The 19223-nt window shown below is 70.5% G+C and carries 18 protein-coding genes and 1 riboswitch; of the genes, 9 read left to right on the top strand and 9 right to left on the bottom strand.

Going from position 1 to position 19223, the window contains the following annotated elements; translation table 11 throughout:
• Positions 1-39: 39 nt before the first annotated feature.
• From G537_RS38235 to G537_RS0115955, 4 genes are all read right to left on the bottom strand, one after another.
• A complete protein-coding gene (locus tag G537_RS38235) occupies positions 40-675 on the bottom strand; it encodes a DUF4142 domain-containing protein (RefSeq protein WP_051248463.1) in 636 nt (211 codons plus the stop codon).
• A 27-nt stretch (positions 676-702) separates the two neighbouring features.
• Complete coding sequence (locus G537_RS0115945; RefSeq protein ID WP_026870972.1) at positions 703-2097, bottom strand: cytochrome b6; 1395 nt, start codon at positions 2095-2097, stop codon at positions 703-705.
• 179 nt (positions 2098-2276) lie between these two features.
• Complete coding sequence (locus tag G537_RS38240; RefSeq protein WP_051248464.1) at positions 2277-3017, bottom strand: LuxR C-terminal-related transcriptional regulator; 741 nt, start codon at positions 3015-3017, stop codon at positions 2277-2279.
• 182 nt (positions 3018-3199) lie between these two features.
• Entirely contained in the window at positions 3200-4321 is a 1122-nt protein-coding gene (locus G537_RS0115955) for a winged helix DNA-binding domain-containing protein (RefSeq protein ID WP_026870973.1), read from the bottom strand.
• Positions 4322-4487: 166 nt separating this feature from the next.
• Here G537_RS0115955 and G537_RS0115960 point away from each other — a divergent pair, with 166 nt between their 5' ends.
• The 3 genes from G537_RS0115960 to G537_RS0115970 all read left to right on the top strand — a co-directional run bounded on the left by G537_RS0115960 (position 4488) and on the right by G537_RS0115970 (position 6710).
• Positions 4488-5468 carry a S1C family serine protease gene (locus G537_RS0115960; protein ID WP_026870974.1) on the top strand — a complete coding sequence of 327 codons (981 nt, stop codon included), beginning with the start codon at positions 4488-4490 and terminating at the stop codon, positions 5466-5468.
• An 11-nt stretch (positions 5469-5479) separates the two neighbouring features.
• Positions 5480-6283, top strand: a complete 804-nt coding sequence (locus G537_RS38245) for a helix-turn-helix domain-containing protein (RefSeq protein WP_034851879.1) — start codon at positions 5480-5482, stop codon at positions 6281-6283.
• Between the two features lie 73 nt (positions 6284-6356).
• Positions 6357-6710, top strand: coding sequence for a VOC family protein (locus G537_RS0115970; RefSeq protein WP_026870975.1), 354 nt, complete (start codon positions 6357-6359; stop codon positions 6708-6710).
• Positions 6711-6752: 42 nt separating this feature from the next.
• Here the strand turns inward: G537_RS0115970 and G537_RS0115975 are convergent, their stop codons facing one another.
• Together G537_RS0115975 and G537_RS0115980 are read right to left on the bottom strand one after the other, a co-directional pair.
• Positions 6753-7715: an OmpA family protein gene (locus G537_RS0115975; protein WP_026870976.1), complete on the bottom strand. Its 963-nt coding sequence runs from the start codon at positions 7713-7715 to the stop codon at positions 6753-6755.
• 193 nt (positions 7716-7908) lie between these two features.
• The gene (locus G537_RS0115980) at positions 7909-8955 is read right to left on the bottom strand and encodes a LacI family DNA-binding transcriptional regulator (RefSeq protein WP_162146113.1); all 1047 of its coding nucleotides are present in this window, start codon (positions 8953-8955) and stop codon (positions 7909-7911) included.
• 204 nt (positions 8956-9159) lie between these two features.
• On the opposite strand from G537_RS0115980, the gene G537_RS0115985 reads away from it, so the two are divergent.
• Positions 9160-10434: an ABC transporter substrate-binding protein gene (locus G537_RS0115985; RefSeq protein ID WP_026870978.1), complete on the top strand. Its 1275-nt coding sequence runs from the start codon at positions 9160-9162 to the stop codon at positions 10432-10434.
• 12 nt (positions 10435-10446) lie between these two features.
• On the top strand, positions 10447-12135 hold the full coding sequence (locus tag G537_RS45600; RefSeq protein ID WP_026870979.1) for an acyltransferase: 1689 nt from the start codon (positions 10447-10449) through the stop codon (positions 12133-12135).
• A gap of 3 nt (positions 12136-12138) precedes the next feature.
• Here the strand turns inward: G537_RS45600 and G537_RS0115995 are convergent, their stop codons facing one another.
• The gene (locus G537_RS0115995) at positions 12139-13050 is read right to left on the bottom strand and encodes a LysR substrate-binding domain-containing protein (RefSeq protein ID WP_026870980.1); all 912 of its coding nucleotides are present in this window, start codon (positions 13048-13050) and stop codon (positions 12139-12141) included.
• Between the two features lie 96 nt (positions 13051-13146).
• Between G537_RS0115995 and G537_RS0116000 the strand changes: the two genes are divergently transcribed.
• From G537_RS0116000 to G537_RS0116010, 3 genes are all read left to right on the top strand, one after another.
• On the top strand, positions 13147-13488 hold the full coding sequence (locus tag G537_RS0116000) for an ArsR/SmtB family transcription factor (RefSeq protein ID WP_026870981.1): 342 nt from the start codon (positions 13147-13149) through the stop codon (positions 13486-13488).
• Positions 13489-13491: 3 nt separating this feature from the next.
• On the top strand, positions 13492-13983 hold the full coding sequence (locus G537_RS0116005; protein ID WP_026870982.1) for an SRPBCC family protein: 492 nt from the start codon (positions 13492-13494) through the stop codon (positions 13981-13983).
• A 113-nt stretch (positions 13984-14096) separates the two neighbouring features.
• Positions 14097-14288 carry a hypothetical protein gene (locus G537_RS0116010; protein ID WP_026870983.1) on the top strand — a complete coding sequence of 64 codons (192 nt, stop codon included), beginning with the start codon at positions 14097-14099 and terminating at the stop codon, positions 14286-14288.
• Here the strand turns inward: G537_RS0116010 and G537_RS0116015 are convergent.
• Both G537_RS0116015 and G537_RS0116020 read right to left on the bottom strand, forming a co-directional pair.
• Entirely contained in the window at positions 14251-14862 is a 612-nt protein-coding gene (locus tag G537_RS0116015; protein WP_026870984.1) for an acetoacetate decarboxylase family protein, read from the bottom strand. The genes G537_RS0116010 and G537_RS0116015 overlap by 38 nt on opposite strands.
• Positions 14859-15677, bottom strand: coding sequence for a potassium channel family protein (locus tag G537_RS0116020; RefSeq protein WP_026870985.1), 819 nt, complete (start codon positions 15675-15677; stop codon positions 14859-14861). Before G537_RS0116020 ends, G537_RS0116015 begins: the two co-directional genes overlap by 4 nt.
• 177 nt (positions 15678-15854) lie before the next feature.
• Positions 15855-16042: riboswitch (cobalamin riboswitch) on the top strand.
• A 110-nt stretch (positions 16043-16152) separates the two neighbouring features.
• On the opposite strand from G537_RS0116020, the gene G537_RS0116025 reads away from it, so the two are divergent.
• Complete coding sequence (locus tag G537_RS0116025) at positions 16153-19035, top strand: ribonucleoside-diphosphate reductase subunit alpha (RefSeq protein WP_026870986.1); 2883 nt, start codon at positions 16153-16155, stop codon at positions 19033-19035.
• The last annotated feature ends 188 nt before the right edge of the window (positions 19036-19223 follow it).

The raw sequence follows: 19223 nt of genomic DNA on the forward strand, positions 1-19223 counted from the left end.
GCCGAGAGCAGACCGCTCAGCGATCGGGACGGGCGCGGTTCACTTCGCCTTCGGCACCGGCGGCGCGGTCGCCTGGGCGGCCATCTCCGTGTGCAAGCCCTGCACCATCTGCAGGTGCTGGAACACGACCGGCAGGGTCTCGGCGGCGAAATCCTGCAGGCCCTTGTCCTGGCCGGATCCGATCTCGTACTCCAGCAACTGCGCCGTGACCTGATGGTCGGTGATCTGGCTGGCAATGTAGGCGCGGTCGAAATCGTCGCCCTCCAGGCCCTTCAGCCGGTCATGGATCGCCTGGTGCTCGGCATCCATCGCGTCGGGCAGGACGATCCCGGCCGCCTTCGCCAGCTCGGCCAAGCGATCATTGGCCTTGCCGTGGTCGCGCACCATGCGCCGGCCGAAGTCGCGCACTGCATCGCTGCCGCCCTGCGCCTCGGCCAGCTTGCCGAAGGCCACCTCTGCCAGCCCGCCCCGGGCGGCGGCGACGGCGAAGACCTGGTCCGACGGGTTCGGCCGGTGCGGTGCCGGCGTGCCGGGCCTGGATTCCGGCGTGCCGGCCGGGGTGGTCGCCGGATTGCCCGGCGCCGGGGTGGCGGGGTTGGTGGTCGTCTGGGCCCAGGCCGGCGCCGAGCCGAGCAGCAGGGCCGTCAGCGCCGCGGCCGCGATCCGATCGATCATGCCGTTCCTCCTTCCATGGCCGGCCGCTCACAGCGCCAGCAGATAGGCGGTCAGCGCGTCCTTCTCGTCCTCGGTCAGCCTCAGCCCGAGCACGAGGTTGAAGTACTCGACCGTGTCGGCCAGGGTCAGCAGCCGGCCGTCATGCAGATAGGGCGGGGAATCCTTGATGCCGCGCAGGGTGAAGGTCTTGATCGGCCCATCCGGCAGGACGACCTGGCCGTTCACGGTCCGGCCGATGTCGTAGAACCGCTCCGCCTTCAGGTCGTGCATCTGGTTGTCCATGAAAGCGGTCTGCGGGATGTGGCAGACGGCGCATTGGCCCTTGCCCATGAAGATCCGCTCGCCCGCCAGCTCCTGCTCCGTCGCCTTGGCCGGGTCCAGCCGGCCCAGCGGGTTCAGCTTCGGTGCCGGCGGGAAGTCGATCATGTTCTGCATCTGCGCCATCATCGCCGTCTGGTCGTGGCGGTCCGGCAGGTTCACGCCCTTGCGCTGGGCGCTCATCTGGTCGCCGTTGAAATAGGCGGTGCGCTGCTCGAACTCGGTGAAGTCCTCGACCGAGCGCAGCGACCGCTTCGAGCCGTGGATCTGCTGGTTGAACATGCCGCGCAGACTGACCGTGTCGATCCGGAACCGCGCCGCCTGCGGCCGCGTGTCGGGGTTCAGGTGGAACGCCGCGTTGCTGTGGAAGTTGGAGTGGCAGTCGAGGCAGGTGACGCCCAGGCTCTGGTCGGCGCTCTTGCGGTCCTCGGTCTGGTTGAACTCCTCCTGCGGGAAGGGCGTGAGCAGGAGCCGCAGCCCCTCCATCTGCACCGGAGTGATCAGCCCGACCATCATCGCATAGTAGTTCTTGATGGTCAGCAGCTGCCCGCGCGAGACGTCGCCGAGCTCCGGATGCGTGGTCAGGAAGATCGGCGGCGGGAACTCCGGGGTGAAGGCGTCGGGCAGGTCGAAATCGACGTCGAAGCGGCGCAGGTTGCGCTGCTCCTGCCGGGCGATCTCGTCGATCTGGTGGTTCGGGAACACCTGTCCGCCGGTCGCGTGCTTGACATGGGGCAGGGGCAGGAAGCCGGCCGGGAACAGGCCGCGCTGCCTGATCTCGTCCGGGCTCATCGCCGCCAGCTCGTCCCAGGTGAGGCCCTGGGGCAGCTGCACCCGGACGCCGCCCTGCACCGGCTTGCGTCCGCCCGACATCATCACGCCCGGGATCGGCCGGTCGGACAGGTCGTAGCGCTCCTCCATCAGCCTCTGCTGGCGCCGCATCACCTCCGGCTTGGCCGCCTCGTCATCGGCCTTGACCTGGTCGAAGGGCTGGGTCGGCAGGGGCCGGTAGGTCGCGTCCGGCGGCAGCGACTGGGCCAGGGCGCCGACGCCGGCGACGATGCCGGCCGTCAGCAGGGACAGGGGCAGCAAACGGCGGGCCATCGGGCACCTCGTGAAATCGTCCTCGGAAATCCGACGCCGGGCGACGCGGCGCTTTTCCGGCCAACAGGAACTTTGTCGGGACGGTTCCTGTGGGCCGGATCATTTTTGCGCCGGCGGCGCCACGAGGTGTCTTTTCACTCGAATGCCTCGGCAACTCTCCTTCGGTTCGGCGATGGGGCTCAGAACAGGTCCCGTTTCCGGTTGAGCTGAAGCCAAGTGTTCAGCTTGAAGGCGACTTCCGTACGATTGCGAGCCTGAAGCTTTCGCATGATGTTTCGGACATGCACCTTCACGGTGCTTTCGTGGATGTTCAGTTCATGGGCGATGATTTTGTTGGCTTTGCCGGTCAGCAATTTCTGGGCGACCCTGGCCTGCTGAGCGGTCAGAAGCTCTTCCGTCGGATCCTTGGGGGGAGCGGACTGCCGTTGATACAGCCGTATGAGGCTGTCGGCCGGAACGAAGACTCCGCCGGACTGGACCAATCCGATCGCGCCGAGCACGACGCTGACGCTCAAGCTTCTGGACAGATATCCCTGAACCCCGCAGGCCAGCGCACCGACAACCAGATCCGGATCCTCGTCTTCCCCCAATGCCAGGACATGGATGGAAGGGTAGTGCGTCCTCAGGCAGGCCAGGGCGCCGATCTCGCGAGCATGATCCTCGGCGTCAGACCCCGTATTGATGTTGATGATGACGATCGAGGTGCGACGAGACGCGTCCTCGTCGAACAGCCAGTCATCGAAGCTGGCGAAGGTTTCGACGAGATATCCGGCGTCGGCATCCTCGATCGCCTTCGCCAGGCCGTCCCGGCTGAGCGTGCGATGATCGATGATGGTGACCACCGCTGCCTGGGACTCGCCGCCAGGTTTGTCCTGGTCGGATTCGGCGGATGAGTCGCGGGACTCCGTCTCCTCGACCAATCGGCTCCCCGGAGGGGGCGGCATCGTGGCAGTCCCTCGATACGCGAGCATTTCCTCTCCTCCCGGATGTTGTGCAGATCACGACAGCGTTCCGGCGCCTCCAGCGCGGTTTCGGAGGTTTGTCTGAAATTTTCGGCGAATTTGCCGAGCGCTCCTCCAGGATGACGCCCGGCCGTCGACTTCTATTCCAGCGCGTCGATCCGCACCTCGCGACTCCTGGCGTCTTCGGCGACCAGGGCCAGCAGCCTCTCTCCCTCCTCGGTCACAGCCGCGGCCTCGGTCGGCGACAGCGGCCCGAAGGCCTCGATCCGCAGCACCGCGGCGCCGCGCGCCTGGGTGGCCTTCCAGCGGCCGCGGACCATGCCGTCCACCAGCAGCACCGGCGGCATGAAATTGCCGTAGACCAGCGGGCGGTGGCGCTCGGCGATCACGTGCTCGCGCTCGGCATGGGACAGCAGCAGGTTGTCGTATTCCGGCAGGAAGCGCGGCGGCGCGGGCACGTCCGGGTCGGGGCGCGGTGCGTCCGGCAGGTCGAACAGCTCGCGCCCCGCCTCGTCGCGGAAGGTCACCAGCTTCGGCCGCAGCGCGTCGACCACGGGCTGCAGCCGGGTCAGGCCCGACCAGGTCTGCATGTCCTGCACGCTGGCCGGGCCGAAAGCGGCCAGGTAGCGCAGCAGCATCGGCTCCGGCGCCGTGTCGGTGCCGAGCTGCTGCCGCAGCCAGCTCTCCGCCGTGGTGCAGAGCGGGAGCCCGCCGATGCCCCACAGGCCGCGCGGCGGCACCTGCACCAGCGGTGCCAGGTTGCGCATGGCATAGGACAGGGACTTGGCGTCGCGATCCGGCCACTGCGTCTGCAGCAGCCGGCCCATCTCCTCCACCGTGCGCGGCTGGTCGACCAGCAGCCGGCGCCCGGCGGCCACCAGCGCCTCCAGATCCAGCCCGGCGAGCTGCTTGCCATAAGGCGTGCCGGTCATCAGCAGCCGCTCCTGCACCCCCTGCAGCACCGGGCGCAGCAGCCGGCAGTCGCGGGCGGTGACGAGATGAATGGTCGACCGCATCAGGGCGATGCGCACCGCCTTGCGGTCGCGGATCAGCTCGGCCAGATCCTCCAGCTCGAAGCGCTCCAGCCGGCTCCACAGCCCGACATAGGGGGCGGTCGGGGATTGCGACTGCATTCCGACCAGCCGCTCGATCGCCTCGGCCGCGGTCACCGGCCAGCGCTGCAGCAGCCCCTGCCGGGCCAGGAGAGCCCGGTTGCGGCCGCGCCGGCCCAGCACCTCTCCCGCCGTCTTCTCCTTCGCCATGCGTCCCCCGACCCTCCGGCTGCGGGCGCAGCCTGTCCCGGATCGGCGGCGCGAGACAAGCCCGGGCGAAGCGGCCAGCCGCCTCGCACCGTCTCGGGGCTTGCATCGGGCCCCGCATGGCGTCGAGAATTGACGGACTATCCCGCCCGATACCATGGAGGCCGCGATGGCCCTCGGACCGGACGACTGGGAAGTGCCCGTGCGGGCGCAGCCCGACCCCGACGACTACGCCTTCGACCTCGACCGCGCGCTCAATGCCGTGCTCGGCCTGACCGCGCGCGTCCCGGCCGACGCCTTCACCGCCGGCACGCTGGGCACCGAGCGCGCCGGCAACGGCGTGGTGATCCGCGACGACGGCATCGTCCTGACCATCGGCTATCTGATCACCGAGGCCGAGGAGGTCTGGCTCACCACCAATGCCGGCCGGGTCGTGCCCGGCCATGTGCTGGGCTACGACCAGGCCAGCGGCTTCGGGCTGGTCCAGGCTCTGGGTCCGCTCGGCGTGAAGGCGCTGAAGCCCGGCTACGGCCGGTCCGCCCTGCCGGGCACGGACGTCGTGATCGCCGGTGCCGGCGGCCGCCGGCGGTCGCTCGCCGGGCAGATCGTGGCCCGCCAGGAATTCGCGGGATACTGGGAATACGTGCTGGACGAGGCGATGTTCACCGCCCCGGCGCACCCGCATTGGGGCGGCACCGCGGTGATCGGCCCGGCCGGCGACCTGCTCGGCATCGGGTCGCTGCAGATCCAGCACCAGGCGGCCGGCGGCCGGGTGCTGCCCCTGAACATGGCGGTGCCGATCGACCTGCTGCAGCCGATCTTCGACGATCTGGCCACGCTGGGCCGCGCCGACCGGCCGCCGCGCCCCTGGCTGGGCCTGTTCGCGACCGAGGATGAGGGCCGGGTGGTGGTGGTCGGCTTCGCCGGCAACGGCCCGGCCCGGCGGGCGGGGCTGCGCGAGGGCGACGCCGTGCTCGCGGTCGACGGCGAGGCGGTCACCGACCTCGCCGGCTTCTTCCGCGCCGTCTGGGCGCTGGGCGAGGCCGGGGTCGAGGTGCCGCTGACGCTCGACCGCGAGGGCGACGTGTTCGACGTACATATCCGCTCGACCGACCGGGCCCGGGTGCTGAAATCCGCCAAGCTGCACTGACCGGGCCGGCGGTGCGGCAAAGCGACGACGGGCCGGTCCTGGCCAAGCGCGCCGGCCTCTATCGCGAGGCCCCGCCGGCGCTGGAGCTGGCGCCGCACCTGCTGTGCCGGTGGATGCATGCGGTCCCGCAGGGCCTGGCCCTGCCGGTGGCCGTCGTCCCCGACGGTTGTGTCGACCTGCTGTGGGTCGGCGGCCGGCTGGTGGTGGCCGGGCCGGACCTCACCGCGCAGCACCCGTTGCTGCTGCCCGGCGACCCGGTGGTCGCCGTCCGCTTCCGTCCAGGCGCCGCCTTCCGCTGGCTCGGCCTGCCGATGTCCGAGCTCACCGGCCGGCAGGTCGACCTGGAGGACCTCCGCCGTCCCTGGGCGCGCGACCTGGCCGGCCGGATCGGCGAGGCGCGGACCGTGACTGAGCGGATGGCGCGGCTCGAGGCCGGGCTGGCGCGCATCGCGCCGGAGATCGCCCCGCCGGCGCCGGAGATGGCGCTGGCCTTCCAACTGCTCGGCCGCGGCGCGGAGGAGGCCGGGTTGGCGGCGCTGCGCGACCGGCTCGAGATCAGCGAGCGCAGCCTGCGGAGGCGCTGCCACGAGGCCTTCGGCTACGGCCCCAAGACGCTCGACCGCATCCTGCGCTTCCAGCGGTTTCTGACATTGGCGGAGGCGGGGGAGGAGGGGCTCTCGGCCCTCGCTGCCGCCGCCGGCTACGCCGACCAGGCGCATCTGACGCGCGAGGTGCGGCGCTTGTCCGGCCTGACCCCGGCCGCGATCCTCCGCCAGCTCGCCCTCGGCGAGACGGAGGGGCGCGAAGCCGCCTGACTGGCCGTTCCGTTCAAGACGGCATCAGCGGGCGATGGCAGGCTCGCGGCCGGATCGGAGATAAGGAGGCATCATGGCCACGCCCGGCAACGACCGACGCATCGACTACATCGAGTTCGCCGTCGCCGACATCGCGCGCTCGCGCGATTTCTACGGCAGCGCCTTCGGCTGGACATTCACGGATTACGGCCCGAGCTATTGCGAGTTCGACGACGGCCGGCTGAAGGGCGGCTTTGCCCAGGGCGGCCAGGCGAAGCCCGGCGGGCTGCTGGTGATCCTCTATGCCGAGGACCTCGCCGCAACCCAGGAGCGGCTGGAAAAGGCAGGCGCCCGCATCGTCAAGCCGATCTTCAGCTTCCCGGGCGGCCGCCGCTTCCACTTCCAGGACCCGGACGGCTACGAGCTCGCCGTCTGGTCCGACCGGTGACGCGAGAGGAGGGAAGGGGGCCGCAGCCCCCTTCTCGCCGCGTTAGTTCACGACGATCTCGACCCGCCGGTTCTGCGGCTCGCGCACGCCGTCGGCGGTCGGCACCAGCGGATCGGCCTCGCCGACGCCGCGGGTGACGATCATGCTGTCGGCCACGCCGTCGGCCACCAGCTCGCGCCGCACCGCCTCGGCCCGGCGCTGCGACAGGGCCTGGTTGTAGCTGTCCGAGCCGGCGCGGTCGGTGTGGCCGGTGACGTCGATCCGGGTACTCCGGCCCTGCAACGCGTCGGAGGCGGCGGAGCCCACGATCTGCTTCGCCTCAGGCGTCAGCTTCGAGCTGTCGAAGTCGAAGAACACCAGATAGCTCCGGGCCTGGGTCACCTGCGTGACCTCCTGCGGCGGCGGCGCTTCCTCGGCGCCGAAGGTGTAGCGCAGGCCGACCAGGATGCTGTGGTTGTTGTTCTCGTCCGACTTGATCCGCACCCCGTTGTCCTTGAAGGTCGGCGCGGTGGTGCCGAGATAGCGGTACTCCAGGGTCGCCGCCAGGTTCGGCGCGAAGTTGTAGGCCACGCCGGCGATGCCCTGATAGGCGAACTGCGCCTTGGTCGAGCTGAAGTAGTTGCCCGGGCCGCTCGGGTTGAAGTCGGCATCAACCAGCGCCACGCCGACGCCGCCGCCGATATAGGGCACGAAGGGCGAACCGAAATCGAAGTCGTAATAGCCGTTCGCCATCAGGCCGTAGGTGGTCTGGTGGCTGTTGCCGTCGTGGCTGTTCTCCCGGATGCTCGCTTCGAGGTCGGTGCGGAAGCCGTTGCCGAAGCCGTAGCCGACATACAGGTTGCCCGCCGGCCCGACATCATAGTCGTCCTGGTTCAGGCCGTTGCTCTGGAGGAAGTTGACGCCGGCTCCGGCGCCGACATAGAGGCCGTTCACCTGCTGCGCCACGGCCGGTGTCGCGGCCAGCAGCGCGGCTGCCCCTGCGGCGAAGACGATGCGTCTGGTCATTCCTGGCTCCACGAGAGTCTCGCTAGGATTGCGGTCCCGTATCTCGTCCCGTGCCAGACGATACAGATGCATACGTCCCTGAATGCATGTCAAAATGGCGCGCAGCGACGATGTCGCATCTTGAAGTGCCGTCGAGGAATCCTATCGGACGAGCAAAGTACTCTAAGCTTGTTTTCTTAATTATTTGTAAGGCTCAGTGCCGCGGCGGCGCGGTGCTGGCGCGGACGATCAGCCGGTGGGGCACGCTCACGCCGCGCTTCGACGCTGCGATGCCGGCGAGGCGGTCCGCCAGCAGACGCATCGCCTCGAAGCCCAGCCGCCGCGCCGGCTGGTCGATGGTGGTCAGCGGCGGGTCGTAGACGGCGGCGAAGTAGATGTTGTCGAAGCCGACGATCGAGATGTCCTCCGGCACCCGCAGGCCCGCCTGCTTGATGGTGCGGATCGCGCCCATGGCGATCTCATCGCTGCCGCAGAACACGGCGGTCGGCGGCTCGGGCAGCGCCAGAAGCTCGGCCATCTCCTCCGCCCCGGTGGCGATCGAGAAGGTGCCGTAGCGCACCAACTCGGGCCGCAGCGCGATCCCGGCCTCGGCCAGGGCCGCGGCGTAGCCTTCGAAGCGCTTCGGCGTGGCGGTGGCCGGGGCGCTGCCGCCGATATGGCCGATGCGGCGATGGCCCAGCTCGATCAGATGCCGCGTCGCCGCCTGCCCGCCGGCCCGGTTGTCGATCTGCACCGCCGGCACGCCGGGGGCGGCGACGGGCTCGATCACCGCCACCAGGCGCTGCCGCAGGGACGGGGTCTTCAGCGTCTCCGGCATATGGCCGCCCAGCACCAGCATGCCGTCGACCGCCCCGGTCAGCAGCTGGCGGGCATGCTCCTCCGCCCGTGCCGGGTCGCCGGCGGTGTTGCCGATCAGCACGTGGAAGCCTGCCGCCACCGCCGCCTCCTCGGCACCCAGCAGCACCGAGGCGTGGAACGGGTTGGCGATGTTCGGCACCATCACGAACACCTGCCGCGCCTGCTGCAGGCGCAGGCCGCGGGCCATGCGGTTGACGACATAGCCGGTGTCGCGCACCGCCGCCTCGATCCGCGCCTTCGTCTCCTCGTTCACCCGCGGCGACCCGGCCAGGGCCCGGCTGACCGTCGCCACCGACACGCCGGCCATGCGGGCGATGTCGGCCATGCGCGGCCGCCCGGCTTCGGGCGCCGGCGGCAGGCTGCGGCTGCGGCTGCGGCTCACGGCGCGGTCTCGGAATCCTGGATCATACCTCCGACGATGCCCGGAACGGCGGTGCCGGCCAAGGGGGGACGATCGGCCGGTCCGGCCGAGGGTGGATTGCGAATTGACAGCGGGCGCATTCCCCGGTTCACTTGTAACCAAACGGTTACTTCGCCGGCGGGGCCAACCCGCCCGGACCATCGGCAACCAACAGGGGAGGGTGCGATGTCGGCTGCGATCGGGCGCAGATCCGTGTTGGCCGGGGCGTTGGGCCTGGCAGGGACGATGGCGCTGCCGGCCGTTCTCCGGGCCGAAGCGGCGCGGCTGCGCGTCGTCTGGTGGGGCAATGACGACCGCACCCGCCGCACGCTCGAGGTGCTGAAGCTGTATCAGGCCAAGGTTCCGGGCGCCGAGCTGGTGGGCGAGGTCAGCAACGCCGAGTATTTCCCCAAGCTGGCGACCCAGCTGGTCGGGCGCAGCGCCCCGGACATCTTCCAGCTCGAACCCAACAGCTTCGCCGATTTCGTGCAGCGCGGCGCCACGCTGCCGCTCGACGGCTTTCTGCCGCAGCCGATCGACACCTCCGGCATCAGCCGCGACCTGCTCGACCTCTGCGTCCTCGACGGCAAGGTCTGGGGCATCCCGCACGGCCTGAACTCCTTCGCCCTGATGTACGACGCGGCCGTGTTCAAGACGGCCGGCATCGCCCCGCCCGACGACAAGACCAGCTGGGACGACTATGCCGAGCGGATGGTCGAGCTGACCAAGGCGGCCGGCCGCGACCAGTACTGGGGCTCCTGCGATGCCAGCGGCTACAGCTTCGCGTTCCAGGTCTGGCTGCGGCAGCGCGGCGCCGACCTGTTCACCGCGGACGGCGCGCTCGGTTTCGGCCAGGAGCATGCCGCGGAGTGGTTCGCCTATTGGGACGGGATGCGCCGGCGCGGCGGCTGCGTCCCGGCCGACATCGCGGCGCTCAGCCCGGATTCGACCATCACCCAGATGTCGCTGATCCAGGGCAAGGCGGCGACCAGCTTGGCCTTCTCGAACCAGATCGTCGGCATGCAATCCGCCACCACCGCGCCGCTGGCCCTGACGATGTATCCGAACGGCGGCCCGGGGGCGAAGCCGGGGCAGTTCTACCGGCCCGCCTCGTGCTGGTCGATCTACGCCCGGTGCAAGGCGCCGGAGGCGGCGGCCGGCTTCCTCGCCTTCTTCCTCAACGACCCCGAGGCCGCCAAGGTGCTGGGGGTGGAGCGCGGCGTGCCGCTGAGCCCGGCGGCGCGCGATCTGATCCTGCCGACGCTGGACCCCACGCAACGCGCCACGGTGGACTACGTCAACTTCATCGCCGACAAGGTCGGCCCTTATCCGCCGCCCCCGCCCAAGGGATCGCAGCAGTTCGGCCGGGTGATGAAGCGGGTGGCGGACACAGTCGCCTTCACCGCCTCCATCAGCGACGGCGCCGCGCAGCTGATCGCGGACGCCCGCGCCCTTCTCTGAGAGAGGCTCTCGATGTCGGTCATGCCGGATCCCGAAGGCGCCGAGCCCCGCACGGTGGAGGAGTTCGATTCCCACCCCTGGCGCTTCGAGGCTCATGCTACGGAGGCGCAGCGCCGGGCGCAGGCGGCCTTCGTCGCCCAGCTGGCGCGGCGCCTGCCGCTCAGGCTCGGCGAAGCCTGCTACCTGTCGCCTCAGGCCTACATCTTCCCCGACAGCCTGACGCTCGGCGATCGCTGCGTCGTCGCCGCCGGGGTGCGCCTGCACGGCGACCTGATTGCCGGCGACCACTGCTCCTTCAACCTGCACGCCTCGGTGATCGGACAAGTCCGCATGGGCTCCTGGGTCCGCATCGCCGCCGGGGCCATGATCGCCGGCTTCGACCATGTGTCGGACGACCCGGAGACGCCGATCGCGCAGCAAGGCGTGTCCACCAAGGGCATCGAGATCGGCAACGACGTCTGGATCGGCGCCAATGCCGTGGTCACCGACGGGGTGCGGATCGGCAGCCATTGCATCGTCGCCGCCGGCGCGGTGGTCACTCGCGATGTCCCCGATTATGCGCTGGTCGGCGGCAACCCGGCCCGGGTGATCCGCGACCGCCGCCGGCCGCGGGGCCCGGCCCCGGCCGATACGCTGCTGGCCGAGGTGAAGGATTTCGACGCCCGCGTCGGCGAGGAGTGGCCTTCGATCCTCGCCGCGCATGCGGCGCCGCCCGGCCAGCCCTCCTGGTACCGCGATCCGCGCAACGCCGGGAACGCGCCGTTCCGCGCCGATTGCGACGCGATCCAGATCGCGGCGATGTTCGGCGCCGTGCCCCAGCCCTTCGGCCGCGAGGAGTGGATCGCCCGCCTGACGGCGCTGCAGGATCCGGAGACCGGCCTCTGCTTCAACCCGGACACGCCGGATGCGGTCCGCCGCGGCCCGCCGGCCGATCCCGGCGGCGACAATCTCTACAACATCCTCTGCGTCGGCTATGCGCTGGAATGCCTCGGCGCCGCCTTTCGCCACCCCGTCGCCTGGGCCTCGCGCCTCGACCCCGCGGCGCTGCAGCGGGCGCTGGACGGGCTGCCTTGGGCCGAGCGCGGCTGGTCCTCCGGCGCCTGGGTCGATGCGCTGGGCACGGCCTACTACCTGAACGCCCGTGACTTCGGCGATCCGGGCGAGCTCACGACGCTGATCGGCTGGCTGACCACGCGGGCGGATCCGGCGACCGGGCTGTGGAGCGGTCCGGTCGGCGACGACTGGCTGCAGGCGGTGAACGGCTTCTACCGGCTGACCCGCGGCACCTACGCCCAGTTCGGCCTCCCGCTGCCCTGGCCGGAGCGGACGATCGACTCCGTCCTCGCCCATCTCGACCGCAACGCGGGCTTCGAGCGCGCCGGGTTCAACGCCTGCAACGTGTTGGACGTGGTGCACCCGCTGATGCTCTGCGCCCGCCAGACCGGCCACCGGGCGGCGGAGATAGCCGACGTGATGCGCCGCCTCCTCGCCGCCGCGCTCCGCCACTACGCGCCCGGACGCGGCTTCGCCTTCAACCGCGGCGAGGAGTCGGGGCTGCAGGGGACGGAGATGTGGCTGTCGATCGTCGCCCTGATCCTGACCCATCTCGGCCTGGCCGATGCCGCGAGCTTCCGGCTGGTCGGCGTGCACCGCTGGGGCCCGGGCCTGCCGGCCGACCGGATCCGCTGGCCGGCACGGTGAGGTTCAGCTCCACACCCCGGAGACGGGGCGCGCCCGTTTGGACGTCAGCTCCGCCTCCAGCCAGGCGCGGAACAGCTGCACCTTGCGCTGCCGCGCCCGGGCCTCGGTGGTGACGAACCAGTAGGCGATCTCGGTCGGCGCCGCGATCGGGAAGGGGCGGACCAGCCTTCCGTCCGCCAGCGCGTCGGCGGCGATCAACTGCCAGGCCATGAACACGCCCTGGCCGGCCAGCGCCGCCTCCAGCGCCGGGATCGGGTCGGTGTAGGTCGGGCCGGACAGGCGCGGCGGCGACGCCACCCCGGCGGCGGCGAACCACTCGGCCCAGGAGATCAGCGAGCCTTCGTCACGGATCACCGGCACCGAGGCCAGGTCGGCCGGAGTCTTCAGCCGTGGCGCCAGAGACGGGGCGCAGACCGGGAACACGGTCTGCGGAATCAGCTTCTCCACCACCACGCCGGTCCAGCCGCCGGGGCCCATGCGGATGGCGCAGTCGATGTCGCCGAGCGCCAGGTCCAACACCTCTCCGGTGGCGACGAAGCGCAGCTCGATGTCGGGGTGGGCGCTGGTGAATCGCGACAGCCGCGGCACCAGCCAGCGCGCGGCGAAGGCGGTGCCGGCGGTGACGGTCAGGATCCCGGCGCGCTCCACGGCCAATGCGGCGATCGCGTCGGCCAGCATGCGGAACCCGGCGTCCAGCATCGGCCGGATCCGCCACAGCTCGGCGGTCGGTACCAGGCCGGTCGGGGTGCGCTCGAACAGCAGCACGCCCAGCCGCGCCTCGGCCCGGCGGATGTGTTGGCTGACCGCGCCCGGCGTCACCCCCAGCTCCTTGGCGGCGGTCGACAGCGACCCGCCGCGCGCCACCACCGCGATGGCACGCAGCGCGTTCAGCGGAATCGGGAAGGGCGAGGCCATGCTTCTTCTTGAGCGGAGGGCGGCGGGCTGTCCAGCGTCGTCGCGCCTGACGAAGCCACGGTTGACTCTATAATATCCAGTTGGTTATATAACCATATGGTTTTAGAAGACTCGCTCAACCTCAGATTCGCCGCGCTCGCCGACCCCACCCGGCGCGCGATCCTGCTGCGCCTCGCCCAGGGCGAAGCCACGGTGGCGCAGCTGCAGGCCCCGTTCCGGATCAGCCAGCCCGCCATCTCCAAGCATCTCAAGGTACTGGAGGGCGCGGGGCTGATCGAACGCGGCCAGGCCGCCCAGTCGCGGCCGCGGCGCCTCAACCTCGCGGCGCTGCAGGAAACGGTCGAATGGTTCGAGCACTTCCGCAACCTCTGGAACGACAGCTTCGACCGCCTGGAGGCGTTTCTCGAAGCCAATCCCAAGCCAACGAAGGACGGATAGATCATGGCCGCCACCGATCCCCAATTCGTCATCTCCCGCGTCTTCAAGGCGCCGCGCGCGCGGGTCTGGGAAGCCTGGGCGAAGCCCGAGCTGATGGCGCAATGGTTCGGCCCGAAGGGCGTCGTCACCACGGTCAGGACCCTCGATCTGCGGCCGGGCGGGATGATGCATGCGCGCATGGACCGGCCCGATGGCGGGCAGATGTGGGTGAAGTTCGCCTATCGCGAGGTGGTCGCGCCGTCGCGCCTGGTCTGGGAGCATTCCTTCGCGGACGAAGAGGCCAATCTCGCGCCTTCGCCCTTCGGCGGGCCGTGGCCGCTCAGGATCCTGTCGACCGTGACCTTCGAGGAGGAGGCGGCGGGCACCCGGGTCCGGCTGGTCTGGACGCCGCTGGACGCCGCGGAGGACGAGCGGCAGGCCTTCGCGGGCATGACGGACTCGATGACCGAAGGCTGGTCCGGCACCTTCGACCGGCTCGACCAGGCGCTGGCCTGACCCGATCGTCTCCGCGCCTATGGAGATTTTCTATAGGCGTGGAGAGACACTGTCCATCCCGGCTGCGGCTCGGCGGGTCTATCTCTTGAAGAAGATCTGCCGAGGAGGCCGCGATGTTCTCCCTCTTCCGGCGCCGGGATCGCCGGTGCCGGCCCGACGGCGCCGAGGCGCTGCTGGCCATGACCCCGCGCGAGCTGGCGGACCTGCCCTTCTGGATCGAGCCGCCGCAGTCGGACTGCGCCGACGATGCGTCGGCGCGCCGGCCGGTCACAGCCCGAACCGCGCCTCGGCGTCAGCCAGCGTGAGGCTCAGCAGCGGCCGCCGGCCGGACAGCAGGGCCAGAGGTCCATCGGCGGAGAAGTCCCAGCCGGGGCCGCCGGGCCATGGCCCGCCGGTGGCGGCGGCTCGCGTGGTCCGCACGCCGCTCCGATCCGGCTGCAGGATCCGCAGCCGGATCGGCAGGCGGACCGGCAAGGATCTCGGCGACCGGCCCTGGAAGGCGGCGACCGGCCCCTCGGCGTCGGTCAGCGCGGTTCGCCCGGCCTGCGTTTCGAAGCGGCCCAGCCGCTTCGGGATCGCCCACAACTCCCGGCCGCCGGCCAAGGACGCGGGGCTGTCGACCCAGGCGGCGGTGACGGTGACGCCGATCCGGCGGCCCAGCCGTACCGGCACCGCGACCACCAGCTCGCCATAGGCCAGGTCGCCATCCGGCCCCCAATCCGCCCGCACCGTCGCCAGCAGCGCGGTCCCGCCCCAGCCCAGCGGCCGGGCCCCGGCCGGCAGCGGTCCCGGCAGCGCCGCCCGCGGCACCCGCCACAGCGCCGCCTGCACCGCGCCGCGCAGCCGCCAGGGCGGGGGAGGATAGGGGGCCGGGGTCATTCGTCCGCGTTCGGGATCGCCAGCAGCGTGCCGCAGGCCTTGCAATGTACGGCGTCCGGGTCGTGCCGCTGCAGCCCGCAGGTCGGGCAGTCGAACCGCACCTTGTTCGGCCGGAACAGCGTCTGCGCCAGCCGCGCGAACAGGCTGATGCCGACGATCATGGTGACGATGGACAGCAGCTTGCCCGCCGTGCCGGGCAGGGTGATGTCGCCGAAGCCCGTGGTGGTCAGCGTCGCCACGGTGAAGTAGAGGGCATCGACATAGCCGGCGATGCCGCTCTCGGTCCCGGCGAAGCCGGTGTAGACGAAGCCGGTCACCACGAAGACGAAGGTGGCGAGCGTCGAGAGGGTGCGGACGACGTCTTCCCAGCGCGTGTCGTCGTAGCGCCGGCCGACCGTCGACCAGAAGAACTCGCTGTGGAACAGGCTCCACAGGCGCAGGATCCGCAGGAAGCCCAGATTGGCCAGCCATTGCGGCGCCAGCAGCGTGGCCAGCACGAACAGGTCGACCCAGACGATCGGCCGCCGGACCCAGGCGCGCAGGTCGCGCCAGGACAGCGCGCGGGCGGCGAGGTCGAGCGCCAGCAGCACGGCAATCGCATAGTCGATGGCGAGGAAGACGCCGGTGTCGCGCAGCACCGGCGCCACGATGAAGAAGGCGATGATCGCGAAATCGACGATCAGGACGCCGAGGCGGAAGCGGATCGCCAGGGGGCTGCGCCCATGATACAGCGCGCGCAGCACGGTCCGCAGCCGGGCGAGCCGGCCCGGGGGCTGGGCGCCCGGGGGCGATGCGGGGGAGGCGCGCGACGTCATCCCCTTCTCTGTACCGGATGTGCCCGGACGCCTCCACGGTGAAGCGGGCCGCGCCGACGCCGGACCTCGCGCCGCATCCCGATTCCGGGATTTCAGGGGCGGAGTCGAAAACGCACTTGGATTGCGAAGTTCAGCAGCGCACCAACTAGGTATTGACGAGAACCAGCAGAAGGACGTCTATATCTAGACATCACGGGCGCTCGGGAATCCGGTGCGCCGCATCCGCGGCAAGGCCGGGGCTGTCCCCGCAACTGTAAGCGGAGTGCTCTTCCGTCGCTAGTCACTGGCGGGGCGACCCGCCGGGAAGGCGAGGCGGAGGGGCGATTCCCGCGAGCCAGGAGACCGGCCCGTGATCGCAGTCAACGTCCTCGGGCGGGGTGTCCCGATGGTGCGTCGGTCGGGTTGCGTCGGCACGCCGGCGCGGCGCCGGCTCCGCATCTTCGGCCCAGGCCCCTCACGATCATGGGGTTTGCCGATGTCTGTCCTCCTCGAATCCGACCGCGCCCTCGCCGGGGGCGCGCCCGCCGCCCCGGCCGCGCCGCGCGCTGCTGCCGAGCCGGCCTATCAGGTGATCCGCCGCAACGGCGCCGTCACCGCCTTCGACGCCTCCAAGATCTCGGTGGCGCTGACCAAGGCGTTCCTGGCGGTCGAGGGCTCCGGCGCCGCCGCCTCGCGCCGGGTGCACGACATCGTCGAGGGCCTGACCGCCCAGATCGTCGGCGCCCTGACCCGCCGGGCCGACCACGGCCGCACCTTCCACATCGAGGAGGTGCAGGACCAGGTCGAGCTGGCGCTGATGCGCGGCGAGCACCACAAGGTCGCCCGCGCCTATGTGCTGTACCGCGAGGACCGGGCGCGCGAGCGCGCCGCCGCCGCGGCCAAGGTCGAAGCCACTCCGGTCGCCCCGGCGCTGCACGTCACCGCGGCCGACGGCAGCCGCGCGCCGCTCGACCAGGCACGCCTGGCCCGGCTGGTGGAGGAGGCCTGCGCCGGCCTGGCCGATGTCGACCCCGCCCCGGTCCTGGCCGAGACCCGGCGCAACCTCTATGACGGCATCAGCGAGGCCGAGCTGGCGCTGGCGCCGATCATGGCGGCCCGCACCCTGATCGAGGCCGAGCCGAACTACACCCATGTCAGCGCCCGCCTGCTGCTCGACATGCTGCGGCGGGAGGCGCTGTCCTTCGTTCACGGCCGCCCCACCCGCGCCACCCAGGCGGAGATGGCCGAGGGCTATGCCGAGTACTTCCCGGCCTATGTCAAGAAGGGCATCGATGTCGGCCTCTTGGACGCCGAACTCGGCCGCTTCGACCTGGCCAGGCTGTCGGCGGCGCTGAAGCCGGAGCGCGACCTGCAGTTCCAGTTCCTGGGCCTGCAGACCCTCTACGACCGTTATTTCCTGCAGACCGAAGGCATCCGCTTCGAGCTGCCGCAGGCCTTCTTCATGCGCGTCGCCATGGGGCTGGCGCTGCGTGAGATCGACCGCGAGGCGAGGGCGATCGAGTTCTACGACCTGCTCTCCTCCTTCGACTTCATGTGCTCGACGCCGACGCTGTTCAACGCCGGCACGCCGCGGCCGCAGCTGTCCTCCTGCTTCCTGACCTCGGTGCCGGACGACCTCGACGGCATCTTCAAGTCGATCCGCGACAACGCGCTGCTGTCGAAATACGCCGGCGGCCTCGGCAACGCCTGGACCCGGGTGCGCGGCCTCGGCGCCCATATCCGCGGCACCAACGGCCAGTCGCAGGGCGTGGTGCCCTTCCTGAAGGTCGCCAACGACACCGCCATCGCGGTGAACCAGGGCGGCAAGCGCAAGGGTGCCGTCTGCGCCTATCTCGAGACCTGGCACGTCGACATCGAGGAATTCCTCGACCTGCGCAAGAACACCGGCGACGACCGGCGCCGCACCCATGACATGAACACCGCCAACTGGGTGCCGGACCTGTTCCTGGAGCGGGTCGAGGCCGACGGCCCCTGGACGCTGTTCTCGCCGGACGAGGTGCCGGACCTGCACGACCTCTACGGCCCGGCCTTCAAGACGGCCTACGAGGCCTATGAGGCCAAGGCCGCGCGCGGCGAGATCCGCGTCCACAGGCAGGTCCGCGCGCTCGACCTGTGGCGGCGCATGCTGACCATGCTGTTCGAGACCGGCCACCCCTGGGTGACCTTCAAGGACCCCTGCAACATCCGCTCGCCGCAGGGCCATGTCGGCGTCGTGCACTCCTCCAACCTGTGCACCGAGATCACGCTGAACACCTCGGACGACGAGGTCGCGGTCTGCAATCTCGGCTCGATCAACCTGGCCAACCACGTGTCCGAGCGCGGCCTCGACCGGGCGCGGCTGGAGCGCACCATCCGCACCGCGATGCGGATGCTGGACAACGTCATCGACATCAACTTCTACACCATCCCCGAGGCGCGCCGCTCCAACCTGCGGCACCGCCCGGTCGGGCTCGGCCTGATGGGCTTCCAGGACGCGCTGCAGGCGCTGCGCCTGCCGGTGGCGTCCGAAGCCGCGGTGCGCTTCGCCGATGAGAGCATGGAGGTGATCAGCTTCCACGCCATTTCCGCCTCGGTCGACCTGGCGGCGGAGCGCGGCCGCTATCCCTCCTTCGAGGGCTCGCTGTGGAGCCGCGGCATCCTGCCGATCGATTCCGTCGAGCTGCTGGCCGAGGCGCGCAGCGGCGTGCTCGACCTCGACCGCTCCTCGACCCTCGACTGGAGCGGCCTGCGCGAGCGGGTGCGCACGGTCGGCATGCGCAACTCCAACTGCATGGCGATCGCGCCGACCGCGACCATCTCCAACATCTGCGGCGTCGCCCAGTCGATCGAGCCGGCCTTCCGCAACCTCTACGTCAAGGCCAACATGTCGGGCGACTTCACCGTGGTGAACCCCGGCCTGGTCCGCGACCTCAAGGCGCTCGGCCTGTGGGACGAGGTGATGATCTCGGACCTGAAGTATTTCGACGGCAGCCTCGGCGCCATCGACCGGGTGCCGGACGACCTGAAGGCGCTCTACGCCACCGCCTTCGAGATCGACGCCTCCTGGCTGGTCGAGGCGGCTGCGCGGCGGCAGAAATGGATCGACCAGGCACAGTCGCTGAACCTCTACATCGCCAACCCGAACGGCCGGAAGCTGGACGCGCTCTACCGCCTGGCCTGGAAGCGCGGCCTGAAGACCACCTATTATCTGCGGGCGATGAGCGCGACCCATGTCGAGAAGTCGACGCTGAAAGGCACCGACGGCAAGCTCAACGCCGTCGCCGCCCCGGCACCGGTCGTGGCCGCCCCGGCCCCGGCGCCCGAGCCGGCGCCGCTGGTCTGCCCGATCGACGACCCCAGCTGCGAGGCCTGCCAGTGAAGCGGCGTCCTGCACTTTCGTGAATTCATCTCGTCAGGTGTGGGGCAGAGCTGGCTCCACACCTGACATTTTCTGGAAAATGTGTTCGCCACGACCGCCGACCGGAATGGGCGAGGGCGCCCGATACCGGGGCCGATGCCGCTCGATCCCAGCCATCGACAGGATTCCCGATGAGGTGATCTTCGATG

It is taken from the genome of Inquilinus limosus DSM 16000 (assembly GCF_000423185.1).
In the GTDB taxonomy this organism is placed as follows: Bacteria; Pseudomonadota; Alphaproteobacteria; order DSM-16000; family Inquilinaceae; genus Inquilinus; species Inquilinus limosus.

Bases quoted from the DNA above. Each gene is read 5' to 3' on its own strand.
- G537_RS38235 (WP_051248463.1), bottom strand. From the start codon at position 675: ATGATCGATCGGATCGCGGCCGCGGCGCTGACGGCCCTGCTGCTCGGC.
- G537_RS0115945 (WP_026870972.1), bottom strand. From the start codon at position 2,097: ATGGCCCGCCGTTTGCTGCCCCTGTCCCTGCTGACGGCCGGCATCGTC.
- G537_RS0115955 (WP_026870973.1), bottom strand. From the start codon at position 4,321: ATGGCGAAGGAGAAGACGGCGGGAGAGGTGCTGGGCCGGCGCGGCCGC.
- G537_RS0115960 (WP_026870974.1), top strand. From the start codon at position 4,488: ATGGCCCTCGGACCGGACGACTGGGAAGTGCCCGTGCGGGCGCAGCCC.
- G537_RS0115970 (WP_026870975.1), top strand. From the start codon at position 6,357: ATGGCCACGCCCGGCAACGACCGACGCATCGACTACATCGAGTTCGCC.
- G537_RS0115975 (WP_026870976.1), bottom strand. From the start codon at position 7,715: ATGACCAGACGCATCGTCTTCGCCGCAGGGGCAGCCGCGCTGCTGGCC.
- G537_RS0115985 (WP_026870978.1), top strand. From the start codon at position 9,160: ATGTCGGCTGCGATCGGGCGCAGATCCGTGTTGGCCGGGGCGTTGGGC.
- G537_RS45600 (WP_026870979.1), top strand. From the start codon at position 10,447: ATGTCGGTCATGCCGGATCCCGAAGGCGCCGAGCCCCGCACGGTGGAG.
- G537_RS0115995 (WP_026870980.1), bottom strand. From the start codon at position 13,050: ATGGCCTCGCCCTTCCCGATTCCGCTGAACGCGCTGCGTGCCATCGCG.
- G537_RS0116000 (WP_026870981.1), top strand. From the start codon at position 13,147: ATGGTTTTAGAAGACTCGCTCAACCTCAGATTCGCCGCGCTCGCCGAC.
- G537_RS0116005 (WP_026870982.1), top strand. From the start codon at position 13,492: ATGGCCGCCACCGATCCCCAATTCGTCATCTCCCGCGTCTTCAAGGCG.
- G537_RS0116010 (WP_026870983.1), top strand. From the start codon at position 14,097: ATGTTCTCCCTCTTCCGGCGCCGGGATCGCCGGTGCCGGCCCGACGGC.
- G537_RS0116015 (WP_026870984.1), bottom strand. From the start codon at position 14,862: ATGACCCCGGCCCCCTATCCTCCCCCGCCCTGGCGGCTGCGCGGCGCG.
- G537_RS0116020 (WP_026870985.1), bottom strand. From the start codon at position 15,677: ATGACGTCGCGCGCCTCCCCCGCATCGCCCCCGGGCGCCCAGCCCCCG.
- G537_RS0116025 (WP_026870986.1), top strand. From the start codon at position 16,153: ATGTCTGTCCTCCTCGAATCCGACCGCGCCCTCGCCGGGGGCGCGCCC.